Genomic DNA, 15,934 nt, shown 5'->3' with positions numbered 1-15,934 from the left:
CAGTGACGCATGTCTTCTTAGGCTACTGCTGGTCGTACAGCAGGTTCACTACCCTCGCCAATGCAGCCAGCGAGGCCGAACAATGACACGCCGAGCTTTCGCTCGTATCGTTCAGCGACTCCGTTGCCCGAGGGCGCGGGAATTGCACACATCACCCCGCCCTGTCGGCGGAGATGAAGCCGCTGACTGGGCGGGACCTGACGGTAATCAGGTCAATGCAATACGGTTGACGGCAGACTGCACCGTGTCCCGTGTTCACTACTAAGGTGTGCCCCGAAGGACACATCTACTTCTTAAAGTGCGGCTCACAAGGGAACCGCCTGCGGAGGGCATGGTGAGTCCAGTCGAGACCTTCCTCAATAACCCTCTAGTCGATGCCCCGTAACGTGGGGCTGACGGACACGAGCGTGCGTGTCGCACGTAAAACCGTAGGATAGCAAAAGCCGCCCGGGGTTCAGCACCCTCGGGCGGCTTTTTGCATGACCGGCGCATGCGGCGATGCGCCGCGCCGGTTTCAGGCGATAAAACGGACTTCTTAGTTCTTCGATTGGTCGACCAGCTTGTTCTTCGCGATCCACGGCATCATGGCGCGCAGCTTCGAGCCGACCTGCTCGATCTGGTGCTCGGCCGTCAGACGGCGGCGCGATTGCAGCGTCGGTGCGCCGGCCTTGTTCTCGATGATGAAGCTCTTTGCGTACTCGCCCGTCTGGATGTCGGTCAGCACGGCCTTCATCGCCTTCTTCGTTTCAGCCGTCACGATGCGCGGACCCGTCACGTACTCGCCGTATTCGGCGTTGTTCGAGATCGAGTAGTTCATGTTCGCGATGCCGCCTTCGTAGATCAGGTCGACGATCAGCTTCAGTTCGTGCAGGCATTCGAAGTACGCCATTTCCGGCGCGTAGCCCGCTTCCACCAGCGTTTCGAAGCCGGCCTTGATCAGGTCGACCGTACCGCCGCACAGCACGGCCTGTTCGCCGAACAGGTCGGTTTCCGTTTCTTCGCGGAAGTTCGTTTCGATGATGCCGGCACGGCCGCCGCCGTTCGCCGCAGCATACGACAGCGCGATGTCACGTGCTGCGCCCGACTTGTCCTGCGCAACCGCGATCAGGTGGGGCACGCCGCCGCCTTGCGAGTAGGTGCCGCGAACCGTGTGGCCCGGCGCCTTCGGCGCGATCATGATGACGTCGAGGTCGGCGCGCGGAATCACCTGGCCGTAGTGCACGTTAAAGCCGTGCGCGAATGCCAGCGCAGCGCCTTGCTTGGCGTTTGCGTGCACTTCCTTTGCGTAGACTTCTGCGATCTGCTCGTCCGGCAGCAGCATCATGACGACGTCCGCGCCCTTCACGGCTTCCGCCACTTCCTTGACTTGCAGGCCGGCATTCTCAGCCTTGCTCCACGATGCGCCGCCCTTGCGCAGACCGACCGTGATGTTCACGCCGCTTTCCTTCAGATTCAGCGCGTGCGCATGGCCTTGCGAGCCATAGCCGATGATGGTGACCTGCTTGCCCTTGATGAGGGAGAGATCGGCGTCCTTGTCGTAGAAAACTTTCATGTCGGTTCCTTGGCTAAATTCGATGATTCGAGAGATTCAGATACTGCGAATGTTGTGCTGCAAGGCCGGATAGTGATGAGCGCCACCGGCCAGGATCGGACGCTGCGCGTTACACCTTCAGAATGCGCTCGCCGCGGCCGATGCCCGAACTGCCCGTGCGGACCGTTTCGAGAATTGCCGTGGAGTCGAGTCCTTCGATGAAGGCGTCGAGCTTGTCGCTCGCGCCCGTCAGTTCGATCGTGTAGGTCTTTTCGGTGACGTCGATGATGCGGCCGCGGAAAATATCCGACATCCGCTTCATCTCTTCACGTTCCTTGCCGACCGCCCTCACCTTGATCAGCATCAGCTCGCGCTCGATGTGGGCGCCCTCGGTAAGGTCGACCACTTTCACCACCTCGATCAGGCGGTTCAGATGCTTCGTGATCTGTTCGATCACGTCGTCCGAGCCAATGGAGACGATGGTCATGCGCGACAGCGAACGGTCTTCGGTCGGAGCCACCGTCAAGGTTTCGATGTTGTAGCCGCGTGCCGAGAAGAGACCGACGACGCGCGACAACGCGCCCGGTTCGTTTTCGAGCAGGACGGAAATAATGTGTCTCATGATTCGCTTCTTCCAGATGTTTTGTCGATGTCTGCGAACAGTCCGGCGCCGCTTCGTCCGACTGCGTCTTTTTTGAAGACGTTCGTGACGAAGCCGGCGCTACAAACCGTCGTTATAGATCTTCCGAACCCATGAGCATCTCGGTGATGCCCTTGCCGGCCTGGACCATCGGCCAGACGTTTTCGGTGGGGTCGGTCTGGAAGTCGAGAAACACGGTGCGATCTTTCAGGCGCAGCGCTTCCTTGAGCGCCGGCTCGACGTCGGCCGTGCGTTCGATACGCATGCCGACGTGGCCGTACGCTTCGGCGAGCTTCACGAAATCGGGCAGCGCGTCCATGTACGAATGCGAATAGCGCTTGCTGTACTCGATCTGCTGCCACTGGCGCACCATGCCCAGATAGCGGTTATTCAGCGAGATGATCTTCACGGGCGTGGCGTACTGCTTGCAGGTGGACAGCTCCTGAATGCACATCTGAATGGAGCCTTCGCCCGTGATGCACAGCACGTCGTCGTCCGGGTGCGCCATCTTCACGCCCATCGCCGCCGGCAGGCCGAAGCCCATCGTGCCCAGGCCGCCCGAGTTGATCCAGCGGCGCGGCTTGTTGAAGCGATAGAACTGGGCCGCCCACATCTGATGCTGGCCGACGTCGGAGCAGACGAACGCGTTGCCGTCAGTCAGTTCCCACGCCTTTTCCACCACGTACTGCGGCTTGATGATGTCGCTCTTGCGGTCGAACTTCAGGCAGTCTTTCGCGCGCCAGGCTTCGATGTCCTTCCACCAGTCGGCGAGCGCCGCGGTGTCCGGGCCATGCTCGGCTGTTTGCAACTGCTCGATCAGCTCCTTCAACACTTCCTTCACGTCGCCGACGATAGGAATGTCGACCTTGACGCGCTTGGAAATGGAAGAAGGATCGATGTCGATATGGATGATCTTGCGCGGACGCGACGCGAAGTGCGCCGGGTCGCCGATCACACGGTCGTCGAAGCGCGCGCCGATGGCGATCAGCACGTCGCAGTGCTGCATGGCCATGTTGGCTTCGTACGTGCCGTGCATGCCGAGCATGCCGAGGAATTTCTTGTCGCTCGCGCGGTAGCCGCCCAGACCCATCAACGTATTGGTGACGGGATAGCCGAGCAGATCGGCGAACTGGTTCAACTCACGCGATGCGTCCGCGAGAATGATGCCGCCGCCGGTGTAGATGTACGGGCGCTTCGCCGACAGCAGCAGCGACACGGCCTTGCGAATCTGGCCGGAGTGGCCCTTCGTGACCGGGTTGTACGAGCGCAGCGACACGCTCTTGAGCGGCTCGTACTGGCAAGGCGCTTTCGACACGTCTTTCGGAATGTCGATCAGCACCGGGCCGGGACGGCCGGTACGGGCAATGTAGAAGGCTTTCTTGACGGTGGCGGCGAGGTCGCGCACGTCCTTCACGAGGAAGTTGTGCTTCACGCAAGGACGCGTGATGCCGACCGTATCGCACTCCTGGAACGCATCCTGGCCGATCGCGGCAGTCGGCACCTGGCCGCTGATCACGACCATCGGGATCGAATCCATATAGGCGGTGGCGATGCCGGTCACCGCATTGGTGACGCCGGGGCCGGAGGTCACGAGGCACACACCGACCTTGCCGGTGGAACGCGCATACGCGTCGGCGGCGTGAACCGCGGCCTGTTCGTGGCGCACGAGGATGTGCTCGAACTTGTCCTGCTTGTACAGCTCGTCGTAAATGTAGAGTACCGAGCCGCCGGGATAGCCCCAAACAAATTCGACGTCTTCGTCGGCCAGTGCCTTCATGAGCACGGTGGCGCCGATAGAGTCAGCTTCGTGTTGTGGAGTGGTATCCGACGTGGAGAATTCCGCGCTGGGCATATTCATTTGATTCACCTTTCGAATTTTCGGCAAAAAATTGATCGGGTGCTCTCTGCCGGGCTTGTGGCTCGGGTTCAAGCGGCGCGTCCAGTTGACAGGTGAGCTTCTTGGGCCACACCTCAATGAGACAAGTCACTTATATTGCGAACCAGCGACGATAGCGGCAGACGTCCGCGCGGTCAAGCAAATATTGCCCCAACGCCCGCCGGGACGCCCTTTAATGACCGACGCGCCGCCTCGCGACGACAGCGGCGGTCCCACGTTTCGCCCCTGCTCGCGCAAAAATTTGTTAGCATCCGCGGGTTTTACGACATTTTTCGACCGATTACGCGCACGCTCGCTGCGCCGACCCCCAAACGGATGGCATCAGACAAGGAACTCGCCGACTTTCTGGCGGGCGTCGAAAGGCGCGCATTCAAGCAGACGGTCTACGCCGTGCGGGACGACGACGCCTCGCTGGATATCGTGCAGGACGCGATGATCAAGCTCGCCGAAAAATATGGCGACCGTCCCGCGGCCGAGCTTCCGCTGCTGTTTCAGCGTATTCTGCAGAATGCGATGCACGACTATTTCCGTCGTGCGAAAGTGCGCAATACGTGGGTGAGCCTGTTTTCGTCGTTCGGTAATGCCGACGACGACGAATTCGATCCGCTGGAAACCTTCGAGGCGCAGCAAGGCTCGGCCGGCGCCGAGAGCAACGAGCAGAAACTCGAGCGCGAACAGGTCTTGCAAATGATCGACGACGAGATCCAAAAGTTGCCGGCACGTCAACGGGAGGCGTTTCTCATGCGTTATTGGGAAGATATGGATGTCGCCGAGACTGCCGCCGCCATGGGCTGCTCCGAAGGCAGTGTGAAGACGCACTGCTCGCGGGCCACCCACACGCTGGCGCAAGCGCTCAAGGCCAAAGGAATCACGCTATGAGCTCCCTCGAAACAAAAGAACTCGAGTTCGCCCGCCAGGTGCGCCGCGCGCTCGACGAAAACGCGGCCGGCATTCCGTCCGCCGCCGTCGACCGGCTGGCCGCCGCCCGCCGTGCCGCGCTTGCCCGCAAGAAGCCCGAAACCGCCGCCGCGCCGGTGTTCGTCCCGTCGTTTGCGGGCGTGCCGTCCGGTCTGCCGGATGAACAACGCCCAGAGCGCCGCCGTTCGCCGCTGCGCCGCTTCGCGCTGGCGTGGCCGCTCGCCGCGCTGGTCGTGAGCCTCGTCGGCATTGCCTACTGGGAAGACCAGCAACGCACGGCCGAACTCGCCGATATCGATGCCGCCATGTTAAGCGACGACCTGCCGCTCAATGCCTATCTCGACCACGGCTTCAACGCGTATCTTTCGCGCGCCCACTGAGCGGGAGATCGTTCGGGTGAGCTACAAGCGCGGTCTGGCCGTTGTTTTCGGATGTGCGATAGCGGCGCTCGTGTCGTTTGCCGCCACGTATCCGCGCTTCTACCCGAGCCCCTCGCCCGCCGGCGCGCCCGTTGCGAACAGCAACGGCGTGGCGCCCGCGCCCGCACCCACGCTCGGCGTCGAATTGCCGAGCCTGCCCGGCAGTAAAAGCCCGATGGCCTGGTCGCGCCTGAGCGCGGCCGAGCATATCGCGCTCGCGCCATTCGAGGCGCAGTGGGATTCGTTCAGCGACGAGCGCAAGCGCAAGTGGCTGAAAATCGCGTCGCGTTACTCGAAGCTGTCGCCGGAAGCGCAAAAACGCCTGCACGACCGGATGACCGAATGGGTCCGCATGACGCCCGATCAGCGGCGCGTTGCACGCGAGAACTATCAGGTCTCGAAGCAGTTGCCGCGCGAAGCGCGTCAGAACGCGTGGAAGGCGTATCAGGAACTGCCCGAGGAACAGAAGCAGCGGCTCGCCGCAAGCGAGCATAAGCGGCGTCCGAGTGTGGTCAGCGCACCGCCGTCGGGCCGCAGCGAGATCAAGGGGCTCGACCGTCTGGTCAATGCGCGTGAGCGCGCCGCGAGCGGCACGCCGTCGGCCAGCGCGGCCGCTGCGGCCGCGTCGTTGCCGAGCCCGGCGTCGCTGCCGGGCATTCCGGCGGCCGGCAGCTTCGTGCCGGCCACGCCGCTGCCGGTTTCGCCGGCGGAAGCGCCGTCCATCTTCAACGGTTCGTAAGCGGCGCTGCCCGTGTCCGAATCGCGCGCCACTTCCGCCACCGTCAATCCCGATTCGGGCACCGCGTCCAGCGCGAGTTCGCCCGTTGCCGTGTCCACTTCACCAGGCAATTCCCCGAGCGTTCGCCGCCGCCTCGCCGCGCTGCTTTACGAAGCGCTGCTGCTGTTCGGCGTCGTGTTTATCGCGGGGTATCTGTTCAGCACGCTCACGCAGCAGCGCAACGGGCTCACGCATCACAACGTGATGGCGACGTGGATCGGGTTCGTCGTCGGTCTGTATTTCGTCTGGTTCTGGACCCACGGCGGCCAGACGCTGCCGATGAAAACCTGGCGCCTGCGCGTCGTCACAGCGAATGGCGCACCGCTCTCCGCGTGGCGCGCCGTCGGGCGCTATCTGCTGGCGTGGCTATGGTTTCTGCCGCCGCTCGCGCTTCATCCGCTGCTCGGGTTGCGCTTACCGCAAACTCTTGCGATCGCCGGAATCTGGTTCGTGCTGTGGGCGGCCACGGGGCGCCTCGGCGCGAGCCGCCAGTTTCTGCATGACCGGCTCGCCGGCACGCGCGTGATCGAAGTCGCGCGCTAGACATTGCACGCGCGCGTCGCGCAGTCGACCGCGCACTGAACCGCGCATCCACCACGCGAAGCAAACGCTTCGCTATCGCCTGATCTCGCATCACATCGCATCACCTCCCATCGCTCCCGCAGTAATAAGAACTTCTCGTGACTGTCACGGCACCGTCACGCGTGGTAGGCCCAATACGGGCACTGCAACTCGACGCGTGAGCCATGGACTCCAAAACGTCCGCGACTTCCCTGTTCCGCCAGACCGGCCCGAGCGTCGACCCCGTCGCGTTCCGTCCGGAATCCAGCCCTAGCCACGGCTTCGCGCTGCCCGCCGTGCCCCAGCCGATCGACACCGAGACGCCGCAACACGACGACGAGCACGCCGAGCCGCACCGCTACCGCACGATCTGGCTGTCGGACATCCACCTCGGCTCGAGCGGCTGCCAGGCGCCGTATCTGCTCGACTTCCTGCGCCATAACGAGTCGGAATACCTGTATCTGGTGGGCGACATCATCGACGGCTGGCAGTTGAAGAAAGGCTGGTACTGGCCGCAGGCGCACAACGACGTCGTGCAGAAGGTGTTGCGCAAGGCGCGCAAAGGCACGCAAGTGATCTACGTGCCCGGCAATCACGACGAAGCCGCGCGTCAGTTCTGCGACCTCGCGTTCGGCGACATCCACGTGCGCGGCGAGGCGTTTCACACGACGCTCGCCGGCAAGCGCCTGTGGATCGTCCACGGCGATCTGTTCGACGGCGTGATCCAGCACGCGAAATGGCTCGCGTATCTCGGCGACACGCTCTACACGATGATCCTGATCCTGAACCGCTGGTTCAACCGGATCCGCAGCCGGCTCGGCTTTCCGTACTGGTCGCTGTCGCAATACCTGAAGCACCAGGTCAAGAACGCGGTGAACTTCATCTCGTCGTTCGAACGCGTGATGACCGACGAAGCGCGCCGCCGCGGCTGCGACGGCGTGGTCTGCGGACACATCCACAAAGCCGAGATTCGCGACATCGACGGCGTGCTGTATTGCAACGACGGCGACTGGGTCGAAAGCCTGTCGGCGCTCGTCGAAACCTATGAAGGCGAACTCAAGGTGATCTACTGGACCGCGATGCGCAGCCCGCAAGCCGGCGTGCAAAAAGCCCGGGCGACTGCCTGACGCAACGCCGCTCTCCAGTCCGCTGGGCCGAATCGACGAACCATCCGAGGAGCAAACCGATGAAGATCATGATCGTCACCGACGCATGGGAACCGCAGGTCAACGGCGTCGTGCGCACGCTCAAGAACACCACGCGCGAGCTGACCGAACTCGGCCATCGCGTCGATCTGCTGACGCCGCTCGAATTCAGGACGATCCCCTGCCCGACGTATCCCGAGATCCGCTTGTCGCTGATGCCGCGCCGCAAGCTGCGTCAGCGTATCGGCGAGTTCGCACCGGACGCGCTGCATATCGCCACCGAAGGTCCGCTCGGCATGGCCGCGCGCGCCTACGCGATCCAGCACAAGCTGCCGTTCACGACCGCTTATCACACGCGCTTTCCCGAGTATGTGCAGGCGCGCTTCGGCATTCCGCTCGCCGCGACGTACAAGTTCCTGCACTGGTTCCACAAGCCGTCGCTCGCGGTGATGGCGCCGACGCCCGTGGTCAGGAACGACCTCGAGAAATTCGGCTTCACGAACGTCGTGCTGTGGACACGCGGCGTCGATCTCGAGATTTTTCATCCGATGGACTCGAAGGTGCTCAACACCGCGCGGCCGATCTTTCTGTATGTGGGGCGTGTGGCCGTCGAGAAAAACGTCGAGGCATTCTTGAAGCTCGATTTGCCGGGCTCGAAGTGGGTTGCCGGCGAAGGCCCCGCGCTCGCGGAACTGAAGTCGCGCTATCCGCAAGCGAATTATCTCGGCGTGCTGTCGCAGGCTGAACTCGCGAAAGTCTACGCGGCAGCCGATGTATTCGTGTTCCCGAGCCGCACCGATACGTTCGGTCTGGTGCTGCTCGAGGCGCTCGCCTGCGGCACGCCGGTAGCGGCGTATCCGGTCACCGGCCCGATCGACGTACTCGGCGACGGCGGCGCCGGCGCGATGGACGAAGACCTGCGCGAAGCGTGTCTCGAAGCGCTGAAGATCGACCGCGCGCATGCACGCGCGTGGGCCGAGCGCTTCTCGTGGGCCGCGGCCTCCGAGCAATTCGCCGCGCATCTGAAGCCGTTGCCGCGCGCGTCGTATCGCGAGGAAAGCGCAGCCGCGTGACGCGGCGCGCCGGGTTGTCCATGCGAAGCCGATCTTCTCCTGCAAGCCGCGCGTCCGCGAACGGCGCGCTGCGCGCCGCGCACGCCGGCAGCGATGCTCACGACGCTCGCGTCAACCATGACGACCGCGACGACCGCGACGACCATGATGACCACGAAGCCGCGAGCGTCGAGCCGTTCGATAGCATTAGCGAGTCCGCCGTCATGAACCATGCAGAAGCCCATCGCATGAGCGGCCACGAAGGCCACGCTCGCCACAGCCGCCTTGACGGCGACGGCGACGAAAACGCCGGCATCAACCGGCACGGCTCACACGCCGCAGCCGAAATCCAGCACGAGCCGCTCAGCCCCGACGATCCGCTCGCGCCGCTGCCGTTCAATCCGTACAAGGGCAATCGCGGCCTCACGCGCGCGTGGCACGCGATGAAAAACTCGCTCGCGGGTTTTCGCGTGGCGATCCGCGAGGAAAGCGCGTTTCGTCAGGAGCTGACGCTGGCCGCGATTCTGCTGCCGTGCGGCGTGCTGGTTCCGGTTGAGCCCGTCTCGCGCGTGTTGCTGCTCGGCTCGGTGCTGCTCGTGCTGATTGTCGAGTTGCTGAATTCGAGCGTGGAAGCGGCCATCGACCGTATCTCGCTCGAACGGCACGAGCTGTCGCGCCGCGCGAAAGACCTGGGCAGCGCCGCGGTGATGGTCGCGCTCGGCATGTGCGTGATGACGTGGGGGCTGATCGTCGGCCCGCTCGGCGTTGATTGGGTGAAAGCGTGGCTGTGAAGCTCATGGAAACCCTGAGTACCCGCTAGAGATTCGAACGCTCGGTTTATAATCGTCCGGCAGTCTTAAAAAACAGCAACCGCGTCCGGGTGGACCTACAGCAGCGGCACGCCGCCGCGCGCCCAACCCGGCGTAACCAGGGCCGGACGACATGGAAGCCAAACCTCCCCGCCGCACGCGCGAACGGATACTCGAACTGTCGTTGAAACTGTTCAACGAAATCGGCGAGCCGAACGTCACGACGACGACGATCGCCGAGGAAATGGAAATCAGTCCAGGCAACCTGTACTACCACTTCCGCAACAAAGACGACATCATCAACAGCATCTTCAGCCAGTTCGAGCAGGAGATCGAAAAGCGTCTGCGTTTTCCCGACGACCATCGCGCGACCATCGACGAAATGTGGTCCTATCTGCAGTACATGGTCGATTTCACGTGGCGCTATCGCTTCCTGTATCGCGATCTGAACGATCTGCTCGCACGCAACCGCACGCTCGAAACGCACTTCAAGCAGATCATCAGCCATAAGGTGCGCTTTGCGAGCCAGTTCTGCGATCAGCTCGTGGCCGACGGCGAAATGGTCGCCACGCCGGACGAGTTGCAGGTGATCGCCACGAACATCGGTGTGATCGCAACGTACTGGCTGTCGTATCAGTTCGTGATGAATCCGCGCAAATACAACGAGCAGGAGACGATTCGCGCGGAACTGCATCAGGTGAGCGTGCAGATCGTGTCGTTGATGGCGCCTTATCTGCGCGGCCGCTCACGGCAAATTTTCGACGATCTCGTTTCGGGCAAGCTCGAGAAACGCGAGTTCTACGACTATCTGCCGCCGAAGGAAGGCGCCGCGCCTCGCAACGAATAGGACGTTTTTCATGAAGTCGGTGTGTGTGTATTGCGGCTCCGCGAATGGAGCCAAACCGTTGTATGCAGAGGCCGCGCGTGCGTTCGGCCGCGCGCTGGTCGAAGCCGACCTGGCGCTTGTGTATGGCGGCGGCAAGGTCGGGCTGATGGGCGAGATCGCCGACACGGTGATGGCCGAAGGCGGCCGCGCGATCGGCGTGATTCCCGAACTGCTGGTCAACAAGGAAGTCGGTCATAACGGCCTGACGGAGTTGCACGTCGTGCCCGACATGCATCATCGCAAGAAGATGATGGCCGATCTCTCGGATGCGTTTGTCGCGATGCCGGGCGGCGCGGGCACGCTCGAAGAGTTCTTCGAGGTCTACACGTGGGCGCAGCTCGGCTACCACCACAAGCCGGTGGCGCTGCTCAATATCGACGGCTTTTACGATCCGTTGATGAAGCTCTTGCAGCACACGGTGGACGAAGGCTTCATGCGGCAGACGTATGTCGATATCCTGCAGATCGACTCCGATGCGGCCACGCTGATCGGCAAGCTGCAACGGTATCAGCCGCCGGTTGCGGATAAGTGGGCGGTTAAGCGGGAAGCGGTTTGAGCGGGGGCGGCTGCGCTTGCGGCTGAGAGCGCCGCGGGTTTCTCCGTGCGTTCTCGGCTTTGCTCTCGTTTTTTAGCTTCGCTTTCTGCGTCGCTTTTCGTTGGGTTTTTTCCCGCTGCGTTTTGTCCCGCTGCGTTTCCAGCGCTCACTCTACTTGGCATGTCGAGGTTGCGATGACTCAAACCGTTCTCATCACCGGCGGCAGCCGCGGCATCGGCCGCGCGACCGCGCGCTTGCTCGGCGCGCGCGGCTGGTCGGTGGGCCTGAACTACGCGCGGAATCTCGCGGCCGCCGAGGAAACCGTCGCTGAAGTCGAGCGAGCCGGCGGACGCGCGCTGCCGATTGCCGGCGACGTCGCAAACGAAGCCGACGTCATCGCCATGTTCGACGCGGTCGTGCAGAAATTCGGCCGGCTCGACGCGCTCGTCAACAACGCGGGCATCGTCGCGCCGTCCATGCCGCTTGCCGATATGGATCTCGCACGCCTCACGCGCATGTTCGACGTCAACGTGCTCGGCGCCTATCTGTGCGCGCGCGAAGCCGCGCGGCGCATGTCGACGGATCGCGGCGGCGTGGGCGGCGTGATCGTGAATGTGTCGTCGGCGGCGGCGCGTTTGGGTTCGCCCAACGAATACGTCGACTACGCAGGCTCCAAAGGCGCAGTCGATACGATGACGCTCGGCCTCGCGAAGGAACTCGGGCCGCGCGGCGTGCGTGTCAATGCAGTGCGGCCTGGGCTCATCGATACCGAAATCCACGCGAGCGGCGGCAAGCCCGAGCGTGCGGCGCAACTCGGCGCGGCGACGCCATTGGGCCGTCCGGGCCGGGCTGATGAAGTGGCTGAGACCATCGTGTGGTTGTTGAGTGACGCCGCGTCGTATGTCACTGGGGCGGTTGTGGATGTCGCTGGGGGGCGTTAGGCGGCGGGGGTTGGTCTGCTGTTGTTCGGCGTTCGTTCTTTCGCCTTCGTTCTTTCGCCTTCGTTCTTTCGCCTTCGTTCTTTCGCCTTCGTTCTTTCGCCTCGTTCTTCCGCCTCGTTCTTCCGCCTCGTTCTTCCGCCTCGTTCTTCCGCCTCGTTCTTCCGCGTTCGTTCCGCATTTCTTCCGCGTTTCGTTGCAATCTTTCCGGTTTTTTTTCGCCTTACTTCGGCGCTCTTTCTGCAATGCATTCGGCTTTTCTCCGCCTCCGTTAAGCGCTCCTTCCTCATCCCTTCCGCCCTCTTTCCGCTCTCCGGTCCGTCGGCTCACGCGGCGCTCCTAGATAAGCCTCGCGTTGCTTCCACTGCCCGCTATATCCACCGCCACGGCAGGCGCAATCGCCGCATCCGTGCGCCGTCGCACGTGTAATCGGTCGTAATAATCGGAGACTACAATCGCGGGAATCGCGCGGCCTCGTGCGACGCAAGCCAGAACATCGTGCGCGCGATGCTGCCGCGCACCGCGACCAGAGATTCGTTTCATGCAAGAAAAACCTTCCGCACCGTGGCGCAACGGGAACGCCGCGGCAGCGGTGTCCGCGCCGGCCAGCGTTGTCGATAGCTCGCCGCAAGTGCGCGTGGCCGGCGTTATCGACAGCGCACAGCAGGCGCACATGGCCAGCCTCATCGACAACGCGCCGCAAGCGCACATGGCCGGTCTCATCGACAGTGCCGAGCATGCGCGCTCGGCCGACCTTGCCGCAAACAGTCCCAATACGGCCCAAGCCCTGACCGCCGAGGCCGCGGCCCCAGCCCGACCAGCCAAGCCCTCCAAACCTCACGCACCCGCCGCAGGCAACGAACCCACCATCGGCTCACCGCCTGCGGACCACTCAAACGACAGCAACAGCAACGGCAACAGCCGCGCCCCGCGCTGGCACACGCTCAGCGCCTCACGCCCGCTAACGTACCTGATCGCCCTCGCCATCCTCTGCGCGTGGCTGCTGCCCGGCACCCTGGGACACGATCCCTGGAAACAGGACGAGACGTACACGTTCGGCATCGTCCAGCACATGCTCGACACCGGCGATCTCGTCGTGCCGACCAACGCCGGGCAGCCGTTCGTCGAAAAACCGCCTGTCTACGACTGGGTGGCCGCGAGCTTCGCGTGGATGTTCGGCCGCTACCTGCCCTTGCACGACGCGGCGCGGCTCGCGAGTGCGCTGTTCGCGGGCCTGACGGTCTACTACACGGCCCGCGTCGCGCGCCGCGCGGTGAATGCGCCGAGCTGGTTCGACCTGCGCGTGATCGGCACGCTGGCGCTGTTCGGCGGCACGCTCGTCGTCGTCAAGCATGTGCACGACATGATGACCGACGTCGCGTTGATGGCCGGCGCGGCGATCGGCTTCTGCGGATTGTTCGAACTCGTGCTCGCGCATCTTCGTTACGACGGCCATCAAGAGCGCCTTTCCGCCGACGCCGCGCGCGAGCGCCGGCACGCGATTCTGAGCGGCGCGGCGATGTTCGGCGCGGGCGTCGGCGTATCGTTTCTCGCCAAGGGCCTGTTCGTGCCGCTGGTTTTCGGCGCGACCGTCTGCGCAGTGTTCGCGCTCTACCGCGCGTGCCGCAGCCGCAGTTTCGCCGCCGCGCTCGGCGTCGCGGCGCTCGTCTGCACGCCGTTCGCGCTGATCTGGCCGATCTGCTTCTATCTGCGCTCCGAGGCGCTCTTCAAGGTCTGGCTGTGGGATAACAACGTCGGCCGCTTTTTCGGTTTTTCGGTCGCCGAACTCGGCTCCGAAAGCGAAAGCCGGCTGTTCGTGCTGCGCACGGTCCTAAGCGTCGGCTTCCCAGTCGCGCCGCTTGTGCTGGCCGCGCTCGGCGGCGGCGCATGGCAGCGCTGGCGCGATCCGCGCGTCGCCTTGCCGGCGATCTTCGCGGGTGTCGGCTTCGCCGTGCTGCAAAGCTCGGCGACGATCCGCGAGCTGTACATCCTGCCGTTCATCGCGCCGCTCGCATTGCTGGCGATGCAAGGCGTCGAGCGCCTGCCGCCGCGTCTGCATGTGGTGTGGGACATGGCGAGCCGCGTGCTGTTCGGCAGCGTGGCGGCGCTCGCGTGGATCGTGTGGTCGATCATGAGCAGTCCGGCGAACACGCATGCTTCGCTGCACCGGCTCGGCCGATGGCTGCCGCTCGACTGGGTCTTGCCGATGAAACCCGCGCTGATCGCCGCGGCATTAGTGATGACGCTCGGCTGGCTATGGTTACTGCCCGCCTTCAAGTACGCGGGCAAATGGCGCGGTGTGCTGAGCTGGTGCGCGGGCGCGATCGTCGCGTGGGGACTCGTGAGCACGCTGCTGCTGCCGTGGCTCGACTACGCGAAAAGCTACCGCTCGGTGTTCGAGAACCTCGGCGCCGCGCTGAGCGCGCAATGGAACGACGGCGATTGCATGGCGAGCGTCGGGCTCGGCGAATCCGAGGCGCCGATGCTCGACTACTTCACCGACATCGAGCATCAGCCGACCGCGAACCCGCGCACGACCGAGTGCACATGGCTGATCGTCGAAAGCCGCCGCAACAACGCACTTCAACCGACGGGCGACTGGCGGCTCTTCTGGTCGGGCGCGCGTCCCGGCGATACCGACGAGTTGTTGCGCGTTTTTGTGCGCACGCCGACGGTGCCGGCTGTGGTTGATGGTCGGTAACCTGACGCCGGGTGGCGCTGCGCGGCACGCCGCTAACTACCGCGCGCCCGCTTCCTCGCCCGCCGCGACTGAAACGACGACCCTGGCTCGCGCAAAAACGCGATTTCCTCCGCCGTCGATTCCCGCCCAAGCACCGCATTGCGATGCGGAAAGCGCCCAAAGCGCTCGACGATCTCCGCATGCCTAACGGCGAACGAATAATACGACTCGCCACCAGGCTCCCCGGCGAGCGCTTTAAAAAGACGCAGCGACTCCCGCTGGCTCGCCGGCGCCTCGTCGTGTTCGAACGGCAGATAGGCAAACGCGCGATGATGCGCGCTCGGCAACAGCCGATCCGCGCCGCTCGCCACCATCTGCTGCGCGATCTCCACCGCTTTGTGATCCGCTGCAAACGCACGCGCCGTGTCGCGATGGCAGTTGCGCGAAAACTGATCGAGCACGATGACGAGCGCAAGCGCGCCGAGCGGCGTGGCCGTCCAACTGTCGAGGCGCGAGTCGCGCGCCGCATCGATAAGGGTTCCGAAACGTTCGCGCAGCATCGCGTCGAACGATTCGTCGGCGGAAAACCACTGCTTGCGCGCCTCACCGAAGCCCGGCGCATCGGGCGCGCCGAACCAGCAGTCGAGCACCTCGCGCGCTCGCGGATCGAGCGCGCTGTAAGCGGCGAGATCCGCCGGCGTGCGAGGCGGCGCCGCGCGTTCAGCGTCAGCCATTGCGGTTGCGCATCCAGTCGGCCGTTTCGAAGAACGAACCAAGCAGGCGTTCTCTAAGCGGCTCGTCAAGCCCGATGTCTTCCATCGCCCAGGCCATGCAGCGCAGCCACTGATCGCGTTCGCTCGATGCAATCGCGAACGGCAAATGCCGCGCGCGCAACCGCGGATGCCCGAAGCGGCTGATGTAATGATCGGGGCCGCCCAGCCATCCGCACAGAAACCAGAACAGCTTGTCGCGCGAACCGTCCATCGATTCGGGATGCAGCGCGCGAATGCCGGCGAACTCTGCTTCAAGGTCCATCAGGTCGTAAAAACGGTCGACGAGTTCGCGCACGCGCGCTTCGCCGCCGACCAGTTCGAAGGCCGTCGGCTGCGCCGCGGAGACTTCGTTGTCGATCTCACTCATAACCA

16 protein-coding genes are annotated in these 15,934 nt (G+C 63.8%); 11 read left to right on the top strand and 5 right to left on the bottom strand.

What is annotated here, in order from left to right; all coding sequences use genetic code 11:
* Nucleotides 1-535: 535 nt before the first annotated feature.
* From ilvC to AB6809_RS16960, 3 genes are all read right to left on the bottom strand, one after another.
* Nucleotides 536-1,552, bottom strand: a complete 1,017-nt coding sequence (ilvC, locus tag AB6809_RS16970; RefSeq protein ID WP_006048219.1) for a ketol-acid reductoisomerase — start codon at nt 1,550-1,552, stop codon at nt 536-538.
* A gap of 109 nt (nt 1,553-1,661) precedes the next feature.
* Nucleotides 1,662-2,153 carry an acetolactate synthase small subunit gene (ilvN, locus tag AB6809_RS16965; RefSeq protein ID WP_025602412.1) on the bottom strand — a complete coding sequence of 164 codons (492 nt, stop codon included), beginning with the start codon at nt 2,151-2,153 and terminating at the stop codon, nt 1,662-1,664.
* A 112-nt stretch (nt 2,154-2,265) separates the two neighbouring features.
* Nucleotides 2,266-4,029 (bottom strand): acetolactate synthase 3 catalytic subunit, encoded by a 1,764-nt coding sequence (locus tag AB6809_RS16960; protein ID WP_006048221.1) that lies wholly within the window; start codon nt 4,027-4,029, stop codon nt 2,266-2,268.
* A gap of 354 nt (nt 4,030-4,383) precedes the next feature.
* Between AB6809_RS16960 and AB6809_RS16955 the strand changes: the two genes are divergently transcribed.
* The 11 genes from AB6809_RS16955 to AB6809_RS16905 all read left to right on the top strand — a co-directional run bounded on the left by AB6809_RS16955 (nt 4,384) and on the right by AB6809_RS16905 (nt 14,810).
* The gene (locus tag AB6809_RS16955) at nt 4,384-4,947 is read left to right on the top strand and encodes an RNA polymerase sigma factor (RefSeq protein WP_006048222.1); all 564 of its coding nucleotides are present in this window, start codon (nt 4,384-4,386) and stop codon (nt 4,945-4,947) included.
* Nucleotides 4,944-5,366, top strand: a complete 423-nt coding sequence (locus AB6809_RS16950; RefSeq protein WP_006048223.1) for a DUF3619 family protein — start codon at nt 4,944-4,946, stop codon at nt 5,364-5,366. Before AB6809_RS16955 ends, AB6809_RS16950 begins: the two co-directional genes overlap by 4 nt.
* A gap of 16 nt (nt 5,367-5,382) precedes the next feature.
* Nucleotides 5,383-6,144, top strand: a complete 762-nt coding sequence (locus AB6809_RS16945; protein ID WP_029969811.1) for a DUF3106 domain-containing protein — start codon at nt 5,383-5,385, stop codon at nt 6,142-6,144.
* 90 nt (nt 6,145-6,234) lie between these two features.
* Complete coding sequence (locus AB6809_RS16940) at nt 6,235-6,726, top strand: RDD family protein (RefSeq protein WP_035570260.1); 492 nt, start codon at nt 6,235-6,237, stop codon at nt 6,724-6,726.
* Nucleotides 6,727-6,929: 203 nt separating this feature from the next.
* Complete coding sequence (locus AB6809_RS16935) at nt 6,930-7,871, top strand: UDP-2,3-diacylglucosamine diphosphatase (protein WP_006048226.1); 942 nt, start codon at nt 6,930-6,932, stop codon at nt 7,869-7,871.
* A gap of 59 nt (nt 7,872-7,930) precedes the next feature.
* Complete coding sequence (locus AB6809_RS16930) at nt 7,931-8,962, top strand: glycosyltransferase family 1 protein (protein WP_029969815.1); 1,032 nt, start codon at nt 7,931-7,933, stop codon at nt 8,960-8,962.
* A 20-nt stretch (nt 8,963-8,982) separates the two neighbouring features.
* Nucleotides 8,983-9,732 (top strand): diacylglycerol kinase, encoded by a 750-nt coding sequence (locus AB6809_RS16925; protein WP_081653044.1) that lies wholly within the window; start codon nt 8,983-8,985, stop codon nt 9,730-9,732.
* A 151-nt stretch (nt 9,733-9,883) separates the two neighbouring features.
* A complete protein-coding gene (locus AB6809_RS16920; RefSeq protein WP_006048229.1) occupies nt 9,884-10,597 on the top strand; it encodes a TetR/AcrR family transcriptional regulator in 714 nt (237 codons plus the stop codon).
* A 10-nt stretch (nt 10,598-10,607) separates the two neighbouring features.
* Entirely contained in the window at nt 10,608-11,192 is a 585-nt protein-coding gene (locus AB6809_RS16915) for a TIGR00730 family Rossman fold protein (protein ID WP_371026881.1), read from the top strand.
* Between the two features lie 173 nt (nt 11,193-11,365).
* Nucleotides 11,366-12,112: an SDR family oxidoreductase gene (locus tag AB6809_RS16910; RefSeq protein ID WP_029969817.1), complete on the top strand. Its 747-nt coding sequence runs from the start codon at nt 11,366-11,368 to the stop codon at nt 12,110-12,112.
* A 538-nt stretch (nt 12,113-12,650) separates the two neighbouring features.
* Nucleotides 12,651-14,810: a glycosyltransferase family 39 protein gene (locus AB6809_RS16905; protein ID WP_029969818.1), complete on the top strand. Its 2,160-nt coding sequence runs from the start codon at nt 12,651-12,653 to the stop codon at nt 14,808-14,810.
* A gap of 32 nt (nt 14,811-14,842) precedes the next feature.
* Here AB6809_RS16905 and AB6809_RS16900 read toward each other — a convergent pair whose 3' ends face one another.
* Both AB6809_RS16900 and AB6809_RS16895 read right to left on the bottom strand, forming a co-directional pair.
* Nucleotides 14,843-15,523 carry a DUF924 family protein gene (locus tag AB6809_RS16900; RefSeq protein ID WP_029969819.1) on the bottom strand — a complete coding sequence of 227 codons (681 nt, stop codon included), beginning with the start codon at nt 15,521-15,523 and terminating at the stop codon, nt 14,843-14,845.
* Nucleotides 15,516-15,929, bottom strand: coding sequence for a group II truncated hemoglobin (locus AB6809_RS16895; RefSeq protein WP_006048234.1), 414 nt, complete (start codon nt 15,927-15,929; stop codon nt 15,516-15,518). Before AB6809_RS16895 ends, AB6809_RS16900 begins: the two co-directional genes overlap by 8 nt.
* Nucleotides 15,930-15,934: the final 5 nt, after the last annotated feature.

The organism is Paraburkholderia sp. RCC_158 (assembly GCF_041355255.1).
Taxonomy (GTDB): Bacteria; Pseudomonadota; Gammaproteobacteria; order Burkholderiales; family Burkholderiaceae; genus Paraburkholderia; species Paraburkholderia graminis.
The sequence above is the reverse complement of the archived record's forward strand: the minus strand, read 5'-3'. Positions and strand labels throughout refer to the sequence as shown.